The sequence below is a fragment of the Laceyella sacchari genome (genome assembly GCF_004343255.1).
Taxonomy (GTDB): domain Bacteria; phylum Bacillota; class Bacilli; order Thermoactinomycetales; family Thermoactinomycetaceae; genus Laceyella; species Laceyella sacchari.
In genome coordinates this window covers 610,899-629,088 of sequence record NZ_SMDD01000002.1, presented here as the reverse complement: position 1 = coordinate 629,088, position 18,190 = coordinate 610,899, and the positions used below count along the sequence as shown (strand labels likewise).

The window sequence follows — 18,190 nt, the reverse complement described above, 5'->3', positions numbered from 1 at the left end:
ATGGCAATATGAGGTGAACCGCACATGTCTTATTCAATCTTGGTTATTGAAGATGACCTTGACATTCAAGAGCTGATTCAAGAGTTTCTGCTCTCGCAGGCGTATGATGTTACTGTGGCCAGCGACGGGCTGGAAGGCATTCGCATATTTAAAGAAAAGCCAGTCGACTTGGTGATCCTAGACGTGATGTTACCCCAGCTGGACGGGCACAGCGTTTGCAAGATGATTCGTGACCAATCCAATGTGCCCATCATCATGCTCACCGCGCTGGGGGAGGAGACAGACCAACTTAAAGGATTTGAGTTGGGTGTCGATGATTATGTCAGCAAACCGTTTTCGTTCAATGTGCTTATTAAACGCGTAGAAGCCGTGTTGCGCCGCACCCACCGGACCGAGCCATCTCAGCGGCTCAGTTATAACGGCTTGGTGTTGGACACTGAAGGACATACAGTGACGGTAGGCTCGAAAAAGCCCGATTTGACGGCCAAGGAATTTGACATATTGCACGCCCTGTTGCGCAATCGGGGCAAAGTGTTAAGCCGCGACATGTTGTTAAACCAAGTATGGGGCATTGATTTTTACGGAGATCCCCGCGTAGTCGACACACATATCAAAAATCTGCGCAAAAAATTGGGGAGTTCGTACATTCAGACGGTAAAGGGGATCGGTTATAAAATTGGTGACTAAATTACGTCAAGGCATTACCGGGAAAATTTTTCTCATTACCAGCTTACTATTGTGTGTGTCCGCTTTGCTCATCTTTTCGCTTTTCTACTTTCTGCTCCCTTCCTATTATTATCAATACAAAATCAACCGGTTGGAAAACGGATTCCGAGAGTTGAAGATCGAAGCCGCCACCATCCCGGTCGCCAACGCGCAAAAAACGTTGGACCAATTCGCCCATACCTACAACGCAGGGTTGGTGGTGGCCGACTTGGAAGGCCGCGTGGTGTACCGGCCCCCCCTCTACATCCAACTAAAGCAACTTCCAGACGCTTCAGCGCTGGGAATCCCCCAGGAATCGGACACCGGTGATCCGGAAACGGCCCGCGTTTACACGACTGAAAAGCCGCTTACCTTTGCCGACGGAACCTACATCGCTTTCATCAGCGTCACCATGCAACCGATTGAGGAAGCCTCCGACGCCATTTTCATGTTCATGCCTTATGTCGGCTTGATCATTTTGCTGGTCTCACTAGGAGGCGCATTTCTCTACGCCAAAATCATCTCCCAACCCCTGCTCAGCATCAATCGGGTAGCCAAACGCATGGCCCGGCTGGATTTCAGTGAACGATGTGTAGAAGGCGCACAAGATGAAATCGGCGAGCTTTCCCGCAGCCTCAATGAATTGGCTCACAATCTGGAAGCGGCCATGGCCGATCTGACAAAGGCCAATGCCAAACTAAAAGGGGACATTCAACGCGAACGGGAACAAGAAGCCAAACGGCGTGAATTTTTGGCGACCATCTCCCATGAACTAAAATCGCCGATCACCGCGGTCATGGGCCAATTGGAGGGCATGATCCACAAAATTGGAGCGTACCGCGACAGGGACAAGTATTTGCAACGCTCATATGCGATCATGCAAGAGCTGAGGAAACTGGTAAACGAGATTTTGGAATTATCCAAGCTGGAAATGGTCGACTTCAGCTTAAAGCAAGAAACCTTCTCTTTGTCCGAGATGATCGAAGGAGTAATCAAACGGTTTGATTATTTCCGCAACGACCGACGCATTCAACTGCATACCGACATCCAACCTTCTTTACAAGTCCAAGCAGACCGGGCTTGGTTGGAAAAAGCCGTCTCCAATGTGATCGACAATGCCATGAAATACGCACCAGAGGAAGCCAGTGTCTCCATCTCCCTGACCGACGAGGGGGATCACCTGCTACTCAAAGTGCAAAACACAGGGTCGCACATCGATGAAGCGGAAATCGACCGTCTCTTTCAAGCGTTTACCCGGTTGGAAAAGTCGCGGAATCGTAGCACCGGGGGAAGCGGGCTAGGGTTGTTCATCGTGAAGCGGATCTTGGAAGTACACCGTTTCCCATATCAACTGGCCAACACCGCCGACGGAGTCTTATTCTCGATTCGCTTTCCCTCCGACGGACAGCACGTTCCACCTGACACGCCCTGATCCTTTGGCGAAAAGAGCCCAGCGCGAGCAAGATTTTTACTCGCTTTTGGCGAATTTATCAGGGCACCGATCTCACGGCAGGAGGGTGATGACCATCACAGCTTATTGGGATGCGAACAAAGCGATCCTTCAGCTATTGCTCAGCACACTCGCCATCATCGCGCTCGACTGGTGGGCGCAAGGCATTGAGGTGGAAGGAATGGGGATCGCTTTTGGCGTAGCAGCAATCCGGTTGATTGGTTATCTATTAGGTGGATTTACCGTGCTTCTTTTCCTGCCCTTTTTTCTGGAAGACTGCTCCATTCGTTTTAAATGGTCGGCATTCTTTTGGACCTTCAATCTGTGTGTATTCTTCATCAATCTATTCATGCTGGGGGGAATCGCCGCGTTTCTCGAAGGATTTGAGATGAACCAGTTTACCTCCGTACTGCAAGGCACCTTGATTGTCACCGCGGTAGATCTATTCACCCACAGTCTTGGAGTGAAAGTGCATCTGTAAACGCAGGCCGTTTCGTTATGTTGCGCACATAAAGACACCTCTGTCAAAGCAAGTCCTCACCCACGCTGACAGAGGTGTCTTTCGTCTCTCGCTATTATTTAATTGCTTTGGTGAAACACATATTGCGCATAATATTTGGCGCTTAATTCCAATTGCTCTTCATTCACTTGAAACGCCCCATGAAAGCGGAAATACGGAAGCAATTTCAGCCCCGTCAGCTTAGCCACTTGCTGCAACGGACGCAAAAATTCGTCAATGGTAAACTGGTTAAACCCGTTGGCTTGATAAGCATCCACAGAGCCGCCGGCCGAAAAGGCAATGATCAACTCTTTGCCGTGCAACTTGTTGCCATTTGTACCGTACGCCCAACCATATGTCAACACATCATCTTGCCATTGTTTGAGCAACGCAGGTGTGCTGTACCATTGCAATGGAAATTGGAACACAATGCGATCATGCCCCATCAGCAACGCTTGCTCACGCTCCACATCAATCCGGAAATCGGGATATTCCTTGTACAAGTTATGTATGGTCACCCAGCGCGAATGCTGATGCATTTTCAATTCCTTGACCCAACGGCTGTTCACGCGCGAGTTTTCCAAGTTGGGATGGGCTACAATTACTAAAACTCTCATATCTCCTTCTCCTTTGGCCACCATCAGGGTCATTTTCATCTATTTTAACAATAATCAATTCAAATATAGAACACTTTCCTTGCATGCTTTCAACTTTTCCCTCTTATCCGACCAAAATTGGGGCAAATCAAAGCCGCTCCCATCAGAACGACGAAAACGGCTTTTAAATGCCGCGTTTTCCTGTGATTGGCTATGTACTCACACAAGGGCATGTCTGATGAGTAGACCAGCAGCTTCAAAACCATTTTCTCCTTCGCTTCACTTGTGCATCGGTGCTCCTTGAGAAAAGGTTTTTCCGCCGCTTCTTCCCCACCATTGATTTGCCAGACACACTCTAGTCATGTGGACTGTCCTCTGTCCATCTTATGCTGTGCTACCCTTTCAGATTGAGTACATACCCTTTTCCTCTCACATTCTCGATCTTTACCGCGTTTTTTAATTTCTGGCGCACGCGGTAGATCAATGAATTCACCTCGGTCAAACTGACATCCGGGATTCCGTTTGCTTGTGGCGACCGTTCAGCCCACACGGCCTTGATAAGATCTTCAGTGGATACGAGTTGGCAACGGCGTTCATACAACAGCAAGAGCAGATTCCACTCTTTTTCCGACAGCGAAATCGGTTTGTTAAAAACCGTACAGCTGCGTTTATGCATATCGATTGCGAAGGCGTCAGTGGCTGTATCCTGCATAGCGGACACGTCGAGGTTCAAATCCAATGTTTGTTCCGCGTACGCATAGACAAATTGCAATTGCACCATTTCCCCCGCCAAACGGATCAGGTCATAATTTTTCAACGGATAAGGCTGATGTGGGCGCAACCGCTCCGTCCCCACTTCCGTCCCCAATTTGCTTCCTAGATCACATATAAACGCTTTCCCTTCTATGATGTCAATCGATGCATGGAGCCGAGAGATGCATTGATGAACAAAAGCCAAATCCGGTTTGACATCTTTACTCGCTCTGCCCAAGGAGTATCTTTCCTTGTCAAGCGCAACACATGCTCCCACAGGAAAAGGAAGCCCCTTTTTCACATAAAGATAAGCTAGCGGTTCCATCCTGTTCCTTCCTCCATAGAAAAACAATAAAATTTACTGATTATAAAATAAATGTACCATGAACGCAATATAATTTGTGCATACGATATTCACATTTTTAGCACTTTGGCAAATGACCCCAATTGGAAGTCCAAAAAAACACCCCGCTAAAAAAGCCAGCGGGGCGTCGATCATTCTTATTTCTTGGAGATTTTGATCTGAGCAGCTTCTCCGTTTTTAATTACCTTCTTCAACTCGATTTGCACACCGTGCTTCGGCAAGATTTTGCCCACTTCAGGCGCTCCTTTGAGGGAGTAGTCATTGCCGTCAAAGAAGGTGGAAACCCCGGGCAATCCTTTGTAATGCATAGAGCCGAAGCTCGCGTAATTTTCAATGTTGATGTCGGAGGTTTTCTTGAAACCGAAAGCAGCATCTACCAGTTGGTAGCGATCGCCAGCCGGTTTGGTCGGATCGTTGTTCCAGTAGTGAACGCGTTGGTGAGCGTCAACCAGCCCATTCATGCCATAACCTGCATGCGCGCTGGTGTTGTTGTCCAAGTAACGGCCATCCACATACCATACGAGCATACCGGGATCGCTTGTGATGAAGCTGTTGCCACGGCGCAAGTATTTCAACCCTTTGTCCACTCCATTGTGCGTGCGCCATTCTACCAGATAGTAGTTGGGGTACATCTTCCCTTTGCCATCGAAATGGCTGAAGCCGGACAAGGTAAACTTCGGCGTTCCTTCGGCATCATCGGCAAAGACCGTTTTGCCGTCGGCTTCTACCACAATATTGTCAACATAGAACCCTTCCATTGCCAACCCGGCGTCAGTAACATAGTTGAATTCCACTTTGATCTTTTTGTTGACAAAAGCAGATAAGTCGATTTCTTCTTTGACCCAAGCTTTATTGGTGTCGTCGTCAAACGATTTGACCGTCTTCTTCTCGTTGTTTGCTACATCGATGACATTTACATACAGATAATCGTAACCAGCCTCGATTTGTCTCCAAGAATCGAAACGCAACACCGCTTGTTTCGCACCAGTCAAATCAATTTCATTTGAAACCATGCTGGTGTTGAGATTGTCACCCATGTCGGAGAAATAAGCGAATTTGCCACCTGCCGGCTGAGTCGGTGGTTGTTTCTCCACATCGGGCAGATTAATTTTCAGCACTTTGTTTTCCGGCTTCAAGTTGACTGCTTCATTCAACTTGACAACCTTGCCTTTCTTGGTGAGGTCTTTGAGGCTGACTTCATTCGCGGTGATCCATTTCCCGCCAAATGTGGTTTGCAAGTAGAGCTTGGACCAAGGGTCAAATCCGACAGGCTCGGTACCGGACACTTTACCATTCCAGGAACCACCGGACATCAAGGACCATGTGCCAACCGGGGAACCAAGACCTGTGTTGGTGGTGTCATACAAGTCCGGCAAGCCCAAATTATGCCCATATTCATGGGCAAATACGCCAACTGCACCATCTTCCGGTTGAATCATGTAATCATACGCTTTAAGTGAAGTTCCTGGGATTGGTGTCGGTTGTTTCAGCGTCCAACGGTGAGACCAGATCGCGTCTTCCCCGAGCTCTCCGCCGCCAGCTTCTTCACCCACGCCGGCGTGAACCAGCATCAGATTGTCCAGCATGCCGTCCGGCTCCATCACGTTACCGTCTTGGTCCAGGTCATAGGGGTCGCGTTGGTCATATTTTGCTTCGTTCCCTTTAATAGCTTGGCCCACTTGGGTCAAGGTTTCGACAACCAAACCGCGTGGGTCGGCATCGTTTTCTTTAGCCGTCCGCTTGGATTCCAACCACGGTGTAACCGTCCCATCGACGGTCCACGTACCGCCTGATTGTTGCAAATAGAATTGGGCCATCGTCGTCAGTTTAAGCCCTTCAGGCGTTGTGTATCCTTGCTGATTAAACAGCATTTTTTGATAATGGACCGGATTGAAGTCTTTGGTATAGAGATAGCCAGGCTCTTCTTTCAGGCGGTTATGTTTATAGTCCGGAAATTCGACCAACGCCAGCACAATGTTGTCTTTATGAGCGTTTTTGCCGAATTTTCCTCTTTTGCCTTGGTTAGCCTTTTTGGAATTTTCCTTTTGAACACCTTCCAACCCTTTTTTCGCTTTTTTACCAAAAGCAGTTGAGGTGTCGATACCGCTTTCAAAAGCACGGTTCTTCACATATGCTTCCACCGCTTTTTCTACTTCTTTCTCGGAAGCTTTTTTGCTGATGACACCCCGTTCCTTCAGCGCGTTGGACAAACGCTCAACATCAACACTTGCCCAGTCGATGTGCTTTTCATGCGTTCCTGGTGCAGTCGGCTTCGCCAAGGCCATCGGCGCGGCGGCAAACCCGCTGATAACCAACGCGGAGGATAGCACACCAGCCATTGTTTTGCTGAATTTCACTCTAATCACCCTTTCCGGACTTTTTAGTGAATTACTTACATAACCAGCCTCTCTAAAAAAGTGCAATAGACCCCTCAGTCACAGTATTAAGTAAATAATTCTAACTACATTATATTTAAATACTATGTTAAAAGAAAACAATATTATTAAAATAGCCTATTTTTTATTTATGAACAAAACGTGAACAACCAGCTTGCATATCGATAAAACCTTTGCTATAAGCGTTGGGATTCCGCATAATGCAAGGAATTTTCGGGTAAAGGGGAGGTAGCCGTCGCCAAGAAACCTTTCACCCATCTACGCATCTACGCGCTAAAGAAAAAACAATAAAATCTAATTATAACAAAATTAGGTTCCCTTCTAAGAATGGCCAATGATCTACCGTTCAGTTCCGCAAGAAAAGGCATATGAATATGCACAACGAAACGATGGAAAACATGGTCCGTCGGTGATGATGTTTTCCATGTCAGAAGAAATGGTGCAAGTTGGCAACCAGCTCTATGTCAGCTTTGAATCAGGTGCGAAAAAATATCGCAAAAGTGGAAAACGCCAAACTTATCACTTGTATGATGGCAATATCAAGTCGCTCGTAAAGTAAGCAGCGAAGCACACGACAAAAGGCACCGCCCCCCGTTTAAATACAGGAGGCGGTGCCTTGTTTGCAAGCGGCATCCTTAAGCCAAAAAAATTTCTAAATTGTTCAAGCCTATGCATCCAACCACCGTTGGACAACAGGCAACCTTTTAACAATCAGTCTATCCACCATGAAAACAACCAACAACGACAATCCGGCCAGCGGCATCAGAAGCCCCAGGCCAATAACAATAGCTGTCAGTCCCCTCGTCAACTTGGCGTCCTTGGGCAGAGCAGGTGCGCCCAACTTGCCGCGCGGCCTCCGTTTCCACCACATCACCAGGCCGCTGATCGCCACCGCTACCAAGCCAAGACAAACCACCAGCCCGATCACTTGGTTCGGCAAGCCAAAGTAACGGCCTTCATGTAAGGCAATGCCGATGGAAATCGCTTTGGCCATCCAGCCATAATCGGAAAACCCGACATGAACCAACACCTTCCCGCTGTACTGATCAATGTGCAACACCTTTTCATCTTCTGGTTTGTCAGCTGACAACGACACCGTGTAACCAGAGGCCACTTGGTTCGCTCTGGCAATCGCCATCACTCGTTCCAAGGACAAGGGAGTCGCCTCACCGGATGACTCTGGGACGGGCACCTTTTCCGCTGCCCAAGGTACATCGGCGACTTGTTTGGTCGGTTTGGCGGATTCCGGCTTGGGTCCGCCTACAAATGCAAACGCTGGGTATCCCGTATGAGTGGACGTCGCCAATTTGCTTATTAAATCCCCGGCCACGCCAGACCATGGCAACCCCGTCAAGATCAGCAAAATCGCAAATCCAGATAACCAAACGCCGGTGACGGCATGGGCATCGCGCCGGAAGATCCGCCCGCCTTTGGTCAAACGCGGAACCAACACACCGCGGATCGTTTTTTCCTTGGGCCACCACAGATACAGGCCTGTGATGATCAGGATCATCGCCCAGCAGGCAGCCAGCTCCACCAACCGGTCACCCATCGTCCCCATCATCAGCTCACCGTGCAACATCTCGACCTTCTCCAACAACCGCTCTTCTTCCTTGATCTCACCGACAACACGGCCCGAATAGGGATTGACGAACACTGTTATCGCCTGCCCCTTGTCCATCACCCCGACTTCGGCTGTCCGATTCGGCTCATCACTTGGCCGATAGCTCGTGATTTGTCCATTGGGGTATACCTTACGCACCGCCTCCACCTGCATGGATGGCGTCAACTTGCCGTTTTGCTTCTGAGGTTCCTGAATATAGTAATCATCCCGATAAAGCCAATCCTCCAATTGCGGCTTAAACAAATACACCGCGCCGGTAATAGATAACATCACAATAAACGGGGCGAAAATAATCCCCGCATAAAAATGCCAACGCCAAATCAACTGCGTCAACCGCTGAGGTTTGTGAACTGTGGTAGACACTGATTCTCCTCCTGTCTTCTCAATCATGCAGGAATGCCTACTCGATTATAAAGCGGTATCCAAAACACCCACATGACTCCAAGGAGCTATCATTTGTGTCTATCCAGTGACTATAAGCGGCAACGCGTTCAGTAGGGGTAGAAACTAAACGAAAAATTCATCTAATCACTTAAAGTAGTTTCTTTCAACTCGTGGAAGAGGGAGCCAGTCAAATATGTGCTAATCACATTTAATTCATCTAATCACTTAAAGCCAGTCCTGAGCCTACAACTGAGTTGACAGAGGGCATCGTGCTAATCACATTTAATTCATCTAATCACTTAAAGGTGAATCAATCCAGATGCTACGTGGTTATCCTTGGTTACAGCGTGCTAATCACATTTAATTCATCTAATCACTTAAAGATCGGAGAATCTTCTGATGGTTTCACTAAGGAGTCGTGCTAATCACATTTAATTCATCTAATCACTTAAAGTCCGATCCCCAATCATCTCCGTAGCGCCTGGCATCGGTGCTAATCACATTTAATTCATCTAATCACTTAAAGTTCGCTTTTGTGGTCGTAAGCCCTAACCGGGCCTTCTTGTGCTAATCACATTTAATTCATCTAATCACTTAAAGGTGATGACATCGATTCGCCCCGCCAAGTGCTAATCACATTTAATTCATCTAATCACTTAAAGCAACTTGATGAAGTGTATGGACGAAACGGAAGAAAGAGTGCTAATCACATTTAATTCATCTAATCACTTAAAGATCTGGTGAAATATGTTTGTAGCTCCGGCCTTTGCCACGTGCTAATCACATTTAATTCATCTAATCACTTAAAGGAAGGAGATCAGGGGAAAAGCATAGTAACATTAGTTAGTGCTAATCACATTTAATTCATCTAATCACTTAAAGAGTATTCCTTAAAAACCTTTGTCTTACGTGCAGTTTCACTTGCAAATTCGAGCACTTCCTCTAGAACACACTTTTTATGAATCTATATGTTAATAAAATAGACCAATGTGTTGGAACACATCTTGATACTAAAGGGTTACGAGGATCATAAGCCTTTTTTGTCATCACTAGGCGCTCGCAAGCTTATTTTACTTCTAAGCACTTTCTTCTATTCAAATAAAAAGACCTTGCATAATGCAAGACCTTCTTATTTAAGTGATTAGATAAATAATGTAATCCTGTGGTTGAATGGATTTTTTCCATCCTTAGCACACGCACAGTATTCTTTGCCCTTTAGGCAAATTTAATGTTACCACATTTAGAAAATACAATCAAATGCTAGTACACAAGGTTTTTCAAATTCATTGCAATATATTTTCGTCCAATTGTTGAAATTCGTTTTTCCAATTGTTCTGAAGTAACAGGACCAATGTGTACCAACATGATTTGATCCTGAAATTGATGAATGACTGGATCAAGTTTAGCAATTAATTCCGCTTTTTGCGTATTGGAAAGCTGACAAAGAAAGACTGAATACTGTACGTGTTCCCCATATCCTTTCATGATTTTGAAAATTTTTCTCCATCTCTTCTGATCCGATATATCATAGGAGACAAGATAATAATGACGCATGTATTCACCTACCGTGTCATAAGAGGGCGGTATTCTTGCAATTCACCCTCTAAAAACCGTGAAAATAATCGAGTTTCTACATCAAGGATTCTACGATAAGAAACCTTATACCCAAAAGTCGGATGAGTGATTAGCTCGTTCATTCTTTGTTCGTATGCTCTAAAAAACGCCTGTCGCCCACTTTTCTTCAATAAGCAACTATCATCACCTATGTAGAAATCCTCTAATTGAATTTGCTTGGTGTTCCATGCTTTGATGACAACACTATCCACAATAATGGGACGAAATGTTTCCATTAAATCCAATGCTAAAGATGGACGTCCAGGGACCTCTTGATGAAAAAAGCCAAAGTGAGAATCCAACCCAACTCCAGCGCAAACTGCAATCATATCCCTCAGCAAGAGAGTATAACCTAAAGATAGCATGGCATTAATGGGGTCTTTGGGTGGGCGGCGATTTCGTCCATTCATAATCTCTTCCGCTTGAATTAAACCGCTTTTTAACATCGACGGAAAAGCGGAGAAATAATACTTGCTTGCCAACCCCTCGATGCCAAGAAGTTCGGCTAGGTTCTTCGTAACCAAAGCTCTTTTTTTCAAATCCATCAATTGACTGAGTACTTCTTTTGAAGCTTTGCCGTTTCGACGAAGAATCGTTCGCTGATTGTGAATCTTCGCTTGAACAATCCATTGTGCTAATTTCAATGCTGTTTCTGGGTGTTGCAATCGTAAAAACTGCTTACTTCTTAATTGTATATTTTTTGTTGACAATGGACTGGACACACCGATTAGTCTACCGTGTGAGGTCAAATAACTAACAGCAATACCATTGTACATCAAGGTATGAAGAAGCTGGGTTGAACACTGAACATTCCCCATGATGGTGACATGAACCAAATCCTTAATAGGAACTGTTTCAACCTCTTCTCCATTTTTATTCTTAATGATCAGAGACTCACCACTTTTGCTTAATCTACTCCCATGCTCTGATACATACAATACACCACTGTCTACACGGTCAGGCACTATCCGGCGTATGTTGGAGTTTGATCCCATCAAATAATGGGTTTCATCCGGCAAACACAAATAATTCAGGGAACAACGGAAGCATTTGTTTGAGTCAACCAAAGGCTTAGGAATTTCCGATGATTGAAGATTTCGCGCTCGGTCAATGCAGTATTTCGTCGCAGAAATCAGACCTTCTGTAAAGTCGATGCGGACACGTTTTTTATTACCTCGATAGTAAAGGTAACCATGATTTGAGTCATAACCATTAGCTTGAAGTAATAATGCTTGTGCACATAATTGAATTTGATCATTTGGCCAAGCTACACCAGACAAAGCAAAACCACCCACATAGAAGACATGCGAAGAATCTGGAGCCGATGAGTGTTTCCACTCAATCGGCGCCCATGTACCATCTTCATGTGATATGGCATCTAATTTTCCAACCAAATTCAGTGAAGGATCACCTAGATGCAAACTTTGAGGAGTCAAATCCCAGAAGTTTTCAGAAACTTGTTGTTTGACTCGAGATCGCTTTTCCGACCTGCGATGTTGCATTGATCCTTCAATGGTATCTGCATTTTCTTCAAAAAGACCTTGGACATGCATGAGATAAAATAAACGCTCACAATATTGGACTTCATTCAGCATCCTTACGGGTATGGGCTCCAATGCTCATTAAACCTCCAATTATTCCTCCATCCTTTGAACAATTGTTTTTTTCATATAAGCTTGAATCATAGATTGAACTTTTCCCCAGAAAGTCTTTTGTTCTACCCACTCTTGCTCTTTGAAAAATGTTCCACTTGGATCACGAAACAGTATCATCGATGAAGGGGGTTTTCTCTCAGTGATGGAAGAAAAAGTATTCTTATTCCTATTTTTTGACCATTTCGCCCATTCATATACATCTGAACCTTCCACTTTAACAAAGCGAAAAGTTTTGCCCTGTTTTTTGTGTACCGTTTTATTTTTCGGTACATAGGTGACAATCTCCCCTTCCATAACAGATTCGCAGTTCACGCGAAACCACATAGAAGGATGCCAAAAACGCTTTTGAATATTTTGCGCTGCGTTAATATCCGCGTGTAGTGTTAAGATTCTCGGGTTATCATAAGGTTTTTGTAAGGTGGCAAACAGTTCCCCTCCACTCCAAGGAACCAAATCCCCTTGTTGAAGATATGGACGATGCTCTTCTTTGATAAATCCGGCTTCTATTAATTCATGGATGATATTCGTTTCATTGCGAAGGTCTGCCTCTGTTAAAGCATGACAACGAATGCCTGGTGCCCCCGTGCGCCCATGGTATCGAGAGGAATAGGCGGCATAGACGTCGGCAACTTGCAGACCGAACAATTCCCCTTGCATTTGAACGAGTTTTGGAATAGAACGATGAGACCATTCCATCAATTTCTTATTCTCCCGTCGTGAACGCTCAAAGGAGAAGCGGTAACTGCGAAGATTTTCAAATAGAACCACTTGGCATGCTGGATAGACTTCTATCCATTTTTTCTGCTCTTGATCATATTTGTAACCAAGCGCGGTCATGACGATCAAATTAGCCAATTGTTTGAGGCGGTTTTCTTTCACTTGGTTGATGTGGTGTTGTATCTGTTTGGCAAAGGTCTCAAACCGTTCAATCCGTTTGACGACGCCGGGTTCTCGACTTCGTTTACTCCAGCGCGTGAGAAGTTTTTTAGTTGCTTCCAACTCCTCAATACTCCATAAAGATAGGCCGGCAATGCCTTGACGCCCAGTTGAAAGGTCTTTTCTCCACAAGCTGATTTGCTTTCCAACAACCGGTTCTAACTGGTGATGGGCATTTTTAATTGCTTGGTTCCATTGCAAATCATTCTCTTTTGCTTTTGAGTAAAGTTGAGATAGGGCTTGATTCCAAGCAGTTGCAATCTCTTCGTTTAACTGCCAAGACGCTACCTTCTGTAAGAGCTTGTCTATCGCCTGTATTCGCTCGTCCTCATTCACTTTTTTATGCAGTCTCAAAATCGCAGATAATTGATCGACTTGTTGCTTGATTCGGTTTCGCTCTTTCCAACGTATCTCACGCATCTGCTTAATTTTTTGAGGTGGGTTTTCACCTGGAAGTGCAAGGAGAAAACTGCGTTGATGTACTGCAAACATTTCCGTTCCCTCTAGTTGATAGAAGAATTTGTAGGGGTTATCAGGTGCTTCTTTGGTAATTTCAAAAACAGAGACCGTTGCACTGGTGCGCTGGCCAAGATCGATACTCATCACACGTAGCCCTTCTGAAAGCGAGTCCAGTCCTAAACTTGAAACACGACCGGATTCCCCCACCCATTTCTCCAATTGCTCTGCTTTCCATCCTGTTACGATCTTGGTTCCATCAGGATGCGTTAGAACGGTTAAGGCCTTGCCCAGTCCGTTTTGCAGTCGACCATTTTTTACTTCCACTGCTGGCCGAACATCAACTGATATATTAAAGAATACCTTCCCGATTTCACCCGTTTCTTCAATTTGCTGTTGTGTGCGTTTATTAAGGAAATTTCGGTCCCATTGCAGTTTGGCTCCTGCGAGGGTTCCCAAATGAGGCAGATTCGTACTGTAGTCATAAAACACAACTTCCCGCTTTTTTTGCTTTTGTTCCTCTTGTAACCAGACCTGACGATGAAATTGTTTTGATTTAGCAAGTGAGAAAGGCACTTTTTTCACTTCATGCCATGAACCATTTTCATCTGGCAGAATGAACTTATCTAGTATGAGTGTCAGGTTTCGTTTGGTATCCTGAACGAGGTCATAACCATGTATATTCGTTCCTCCTGGTGCCTCATAGCGTACCCACAAAGGATGATCCACGGAGTCTGGTAGGGTAAAGGTTGCATCTTCTTTTGCTCTTCTCAATTCCCGCTGCAAGTGATTAAGCTCTGCAAAATCAATGACTCGCTCGGGATAACCCCGCCAAATATCATGATTTTCTTTTTGGGCGAGAAATTGATAAATGGCTGGGTCTCCAAATTCCCCTCTCATCGCGGTTTGACAAGTTGCGACCTCTTGCCAATATGCTTCTTCACTTGCTGCCGAATCTAATCTCATCCAACTATGGTAAACACGCTCCCAACCACGAAGCGCTTTTTTGGTTAGCGCGTACGGTTCATTTGGGGCAAATGCATTTTCTTCAAGACTTTTCTCTTGTTGGGCTTCATATTCTCTCAACTTATTCATCCATTGAACATCCGATTCGGAAAAGCGGCTTGCAAAGTCGTGGGTTTTCTTCTCAAATTGTGCACGCCGTTCTCTTACTCTCCGATTCCATGATTCCCAAGAAAGTAATCGTTCAATGGCTTGTTGAAACATATCCCGATCCCAGGTACGAGTATATCCGCTAGCCTGAGGTAGCCAATGAATGTCACCCACTTCATCCGTGTACATAGGAAATAGAGGAATAAGCCCCATTTCCTCAAGACGTACTAATGTTTGGCGTTCAGCCATGTATTTTTCGTACTCTTGTACCCAGTTTGGATCACCAGCATCCTTCATTTTTTTCCATTTGGGAGTAGGCCCGGACTTGGATACATCTTTCGTCGTCTTGTTGTTTGGGTCAACGAGCGGACCTAAAAAGAAACGAGCCTTTAGACTTGCATTTCCGCTTTTTCCAATGACAGATGGGACGATCTCTTCATATAACTGGCGTAGCGCTTGTAATAACGTTTGTTCATCCACTTCTCCTGACCATTGGTTGCGCTGTTGCTGTTTATGTACTCTTTCCAAGAGTACGGCTTGGATTTCTTCCTTTGACCGTTTCTCAATTTCGTTGGTTTCTTTATTGCGAATGAACAGGTCTTCTTGTCGAAGTAAAACCAGCCAGTTCATATAATAAGCGATACCATCGTTGATTAATTGATGGGTGCGCCATAACCCTCTACGAAGTTGCTCTGCGTTGACACCCGATTTCGTCTTTAGTTTTAGCTTAAATGAACGAATGGACATAAAAAACCTCCCAAGTAGTTAGGATATTTCATCTCATTTTAATCCTTTCTACTGCTCATTTGAACATGTATTCATAATAATCCAACCAAGAGATTATCAACCAATTTCTATTTATGCAGTTTGTATTAAACAGTCAGAATAGGGAAAAATGAAATAAGAGAGGATAAATGTAAACGAATTATTTCAAAGTGTAAAAAAGTGGTGTATTGAGTGTTTTAACAAGTTAGTTTGAATGAAATGAGGAATGAGAATGAATGAATGTCTGTATGATCAATACTTTTTACTCTCACAAGAACAAATTTATTTTAAGACACACGAAAAAGAATGGGAAGAGATTACCAACAATCTCACTTTACTTATTGAAGCTCATCTTCGTTACCGATCGTCCCCATTTTTCAACGAAACGATTTGGCAAAAAGAATTCAACGAACACGCCCAATTACTCATTTTATTAGGTACGTTCCTTCAAAAACAGACACAATTCCTATCACCGTTTGGCCAAATTAGAATTATCCCTCTTATCGATGAGAAAGGCAGGCATTATGACGGATTTGATTATCAAATAGATAGATGTTAAAAACATTGGAATATCAGGTAACACATTTTCTACATGAAAATAAAAGGTTCCCCTTGGTCATCAAGGCTGGAACCTTTATTTTATATTATACCCTGATAATTTGAGCTGACGAACTGTTTCGAAACTAAACACAAAAGCCACAATATACTTATTAATCAAAAAAACTATACCAATCATGCTTAAATGAACATAAAAGCAAAATCTTATCTTGTCTTCACTCGTCCAAATTATCAAATTTCATACGCGTTGGACGAGTGAAGCGACAAAACTCCCATGAAGATGGAGGTCCATACTATGATGTATCTGCTCTATTTGTTCACCGCCATTTTAGGCTTGGCGTGTCTTATAACCATCCTCTCCTTACTCATTTACCGGATCTGGACTAATAAAAAACATATTTACTCATGGTTTATCATCATAGCAGTTTTATTCTTGTGTCTATCCATCCATCAATGTCTGCATGCATTCAACATCATTTAGCATTTGGACGCATAATCCTTCGCAACATCTACAAACTCAATTTCCTCAAAGTCCATTACTTATGCTCTTTCCTTTCTTTCTGGTCAAGCAAAATAAAACTTTGCACCAATGTATCTCGAATATTGGGCAAGCTGATTTTTTGTTTTATTCTCAATGTATTTTTATCGTAGGTAATTATATATCCAGCGTATTGATCCGATTGGATTTGAGAAAGAACATAAAGGTTTTCCTTGTCTACAAGCATATTTAAAATAAGAGGGTTGCTTTTTGTACTCTTTTCCACTTCATAATTTTGATTCAATTTCATGATGTATCCTTCTTTTGTAGATACATACAAATAGTTATGATCTGCAACCATTCGGTCGGGGTTATTATGTGGCAACGGCCGATACTGCACTTTCCAGTTTTTTGGATCCAGGGTGATCAAAAAGTTTGCATCAGATGGAGGACTTACAATTTGACCATGAAAAATGTCCATATCATCTGCTCCGCTTTTTTTACAGGTATCTTTCTTATGATCTTCCCAGTTCTCAATCCAATCACATATATATAACTCTTAGCCTCTGTATCCAAAAAACATATACATGATTGGAATCAAATGTAGCCATGCGAGCAAAGCTCGGGAGATTAAGTCTTTTTATCTTATTTTTATACTTAATTTCTAATGTATTAATATCAACATTGGTATTAAATAATGTTACTTGATATCCATATTGATTATTGATGTAATTATGTACATTGAAATTTTTAGATCTAGTTATCTTCCCTTTTTGATCAATATGAACTAGCGATGAAGTAAGTTCAGATGGTAAGAAATAACCACCTCTCCCATCTGAGGCTATTTGGTAAATCCCTGTTACATCTATCTGCTGCGATGATTTAGTCGTCCCGTTGGCATCAATCACGGAAAATTCGCTATCATCCTTCAGCGAATCGGTATATACGATCCCAAACTTCCCTAAATCCATGTCTATTTGATTGTTACTGCAAGCAGCCAATATCGCAGAAATTACAGTTATAGTAAAAATGAGGATTAACTTTCCTTTTTGCATCTTAGAAAAACACCCTCTTTATGGGAATAAAGGAGATTAGAGGAGAAAATTCCCGAACGTTCAGTATGAATTGTATACTATAAAATAAAATGTAGTCAATTTTATTATTTAATTTATCGGAAACATAATAGGTGCCTTGTTTCAAAAAGTAGAAAAAAAACGAGTATAGATTCTAATCTCTATACTCGCTTTAAACTCAATCTAATGTACAATCCAAACATAAAACGCCTTTAACATCTATATTACTCAACAATGATTCGGAAGCTGTATTGCGCAATCCCCCATGTTTGGCCTTTATTCCGATTCCAATAGGAAACAACATTGTAATAATACGTTCCCTTTTGGCTAGGAGCATTTATAACGCTTTCGCTGTCTAACTTTTTCACCTCTCCTAAACTACCTTGAAATAGGTTAATTGAGCTAGGTTGCGGATTTTTGCTAAAGTTAATTGTTATGGCTTCATCTGGCTTTACTTTTATTGTCGATTTATCACTTGGAGGCAAAAAGGTAAGATCTCCCGGACAAGCCCTGTTCCAACATATTGTCTTCCCTTCCAAATGCACCTCTTTATTCTTTACCTGTATATCTGGTACTGATGCTTCCTTTCCAGGAAGTTGATCTCCACATCCAACCAAAAGAATCATGACATACAACACAAGCCAATTAACTATTTTACGCTTCAAGTTTAATCTCCTGGTATATATGAAAAATTATAAATTTACATAATATTATTTTATCAGTTGTATTTTTTCTTTCTTTCAATTTCCTCTTATCCTATCAGCAATAAAA

15 protein-coding genes and 1 CRISPR repeat array are annotated in these 18,190 nt (G+C 43.5%); of the genes, 5 read left to right on the top strand and 10 right to left on the bottom strand.

Annotation, left to right across the window (positions count from 1 at the left end):
• Positions 1–24 precede the first annotated feature (24 nt).
• The 3 genes from EDC32_RS10200 (at position 25) to EDC32_RS10190 (ending at position 2,636) form a co-directional block, all read left to right on the top strand.
• The gene (locus EDC32_RS10200) at positions 25–687 is read left to right on the top strand and encodes a response regulator transcription factor (protein ID WP_022738600.1); all 663 of its coding nucleotides are present in this window, start codon (positions 25–27) and stop codon (positions 685–687) included.
• On the top strand, positions 680–2,137 hold the full coding sequence (locus EDC32_RS10195) for a sensor histidine kinase (protein WP_158283326.1): 1,458 nt from the start codon (positions 680–682) through the stop codon (positions 2,135–2,137). The genes EDC32_RS10200 and EDC32_RS10195 overlap by 8 nt, the downstream gene beginning before the upstream one ends.
• A gap of 85 nt (positions 2,138–2,222) precedes the next feature.
• Positions 2,223–2,636, top strand: a complete 414-nt coding sequence (locus EDC32_RS10190; RefSeq protein WP_132221908.1) for a phage holin family protein — start codon at positions 2,223–2,225, stop codon at positions 2,634–2,636.
• A gap of 98 nt (positions 2,637–2,734) precedes the next feature.
• Here the strand turns inward: EDC32_RS10190 and EDC32_RS10185 are convergent, their stop codons facing one another.
• The 3 genes from EDC32_RS10185 to EDC32_RS10175 form a co-directional block, all read right to left on the bottom strand.
• Entirely contained in the window at positions 2,735–3,271 is a 537-nt protein-coding gene (locus tag EDC32_RS10185; protein WP_022738604.1) for an NAD(P)H-dependent oxidoreductase, read from the bottom strand.
• Positions 3,272–3,644: 373 nt separating this feature from the next.
• Positions 3,645–4,328: a winged helix-turn-helix domain-containing protein gene (locus EDC32_RS10180; protein WP_132221906.1), complete on the bottom strand. Its 684-nt coding sequence runs from the start codon at positions 4,326–4,328 to the stop codon at positions 3,645–3,647.
• A 176-nt stretch (positions 4,329–4,504) separates the two neighbouring features.
• Entirely contained in the window at positions 4,505–6,724 is a 2,220-nt protein-coding gene (locus tag EDC32_RS10175) for an immune inhibitor A domain-containing protein (protein WP_132221904.1), read from the bottom strand.
• A 373-nt stretch (positions 6,725–7,097) separates the two neighbouring features.
• Between EDC32_RS10175 and EDC32_RS10170 the strand changes: the two genes are divergently transcribed.
• The gene (locus EDC32_RS10170; protein ID WP_132221902.1) at positions 7,098–7,322 is read left to right on the top strand and encodes a hypothetical protein; all 225 of its coding nucleotides are present in this window, start codon (positions 7,098–7,100) and stop codon (positions 7,320–7,322) included.
• Positions 7,323–7,430: 108 nt separating this feature from the next.
• On the opposite strand, the gene EDC32_RS10165 is transcribed toward EDC32_RS10170, so the two are convergent.
• From EDC32_RS10165 to cas12b, 4 genes are all read right to left on the bottom strand, one after another.
• The gene (locus EDC32_RS10165) at positions 7,431–8,750 is read right to left on the bottom strand and encodes a PepSY-associated TM helix domain-containing protein (RefSeq protein WP_246026909.1); all 1,320 of its coding nucleotides are present in this window, start codon (positions 8,748–8,750) and stop codon (positions 7,431–7,433) included.
• A gap of 216 nt (positions 8,751–8,966) precedes the next feature.
• Positions 8,967–9,653: a CRISPR direct-repeat array (repeat unit 36 nt; unit sequence GTGCTAATCACATTTAATTCATCTAATCACTTAAAG).
• A 378-nt stretch (positions 9,654–10,031) separates the two neighbouring features.
• A complete protein-coding gene (cas2, locus tag EDC32_RS10160; RefSeq protein WP_132221898.1) occupies positions 10,032–10,325 on the bottom strand; it encodes a CRISPR-associated endonuclease Cas2 in 294 nt (97 codons plus the stop codon).
• An 8-nt stretch (positions 10,326–10,333) separates the two neighbouring features.
• Positions 10,334–11,980: a CRISPR-associated endonuclease Cas4g/Cas1g gene (cas4g/cas1g, locus tag EDC32_RS10155; protein ID WP_132221896.1), complete on the bottom strand. Its 1,647-nt coding sequence runs from the start codon at positions 11,978–11,980 to the stop codon at positions 10,334–10,336.
• A gap of 39 nt (positions 11,981–12,019) precedes the next feature.
• Positions 12,020–15,292, bottom strand: coding sequence for a type V CRISPR-associated protein Cas12b (gene cas12b, locus EDC32_RS10150; protein WP_132221894.1), 3,273 nt, complete (start codon positions 15,290–15,292; stop codon positions 12,020–12,022).
• Positions 15,293–15,542: 250 nt separating this feature from the next.
• Between cas12b and EDC32_RS10145 the strand changes: the two genes are divergently transcribed.
• A complete protein-coding gene (locus tag EDC32_RS10145) occupies positions 15,543–15,869 on the top strand; it encodes a hypothetical protein (protein WP_132221892.1) in 327 nt (108 codons plus the stop codon).
• Positions 15,870–16,404: 535 nt separating this feature from the next.
• On the opposite strand, the gene EDC32_RS10140 is transcribed toward EDC32_RS10145, so the two are convergent.
• From EDC32_RS10140 to EDC32_RS10130, 3 genes are all read right to left on the bottom strand, one after another.
• Positions 16,405–16,827 (bottom strand): hypothetical protein, encoded by a 423-nt coding sequence (locus tag EDC32_RS10140; RefSeq protein WP_132221890.1) that lies wholly within the window; start codon positions 16,825–16,827, stop codon positions 16,405–16,407.
• 61 nt (positions 16,828–16,888) lie between these two features.
• Positions 16,889–17,401 (bottom strand): hypothetical protein, encoded by a 513-nt coding sequence (locus tag EDC32_RS10135; RefSeq protein WP_132221888.1) that lies wholly within the window; start codon positions 17,399–17,401, stop codon positions 16,889–16,891.
• 242 nt (positions 17,402–17,643) lie between these two features.
• The gene (locus EDC32_RS10130; protein WP_132221886.1) at positions 17,644–18,084 is read right to left on the bottom strand and encodes a hypothetical protein; all 441 of its coding nucleotides are present in this window, start codon (positions 18,082–18,084) and stop codon (positions 17,644–17,646) included.
• Between the last annotated feature and the right edge of the window lie 106 nt (positions 18,085–18,190).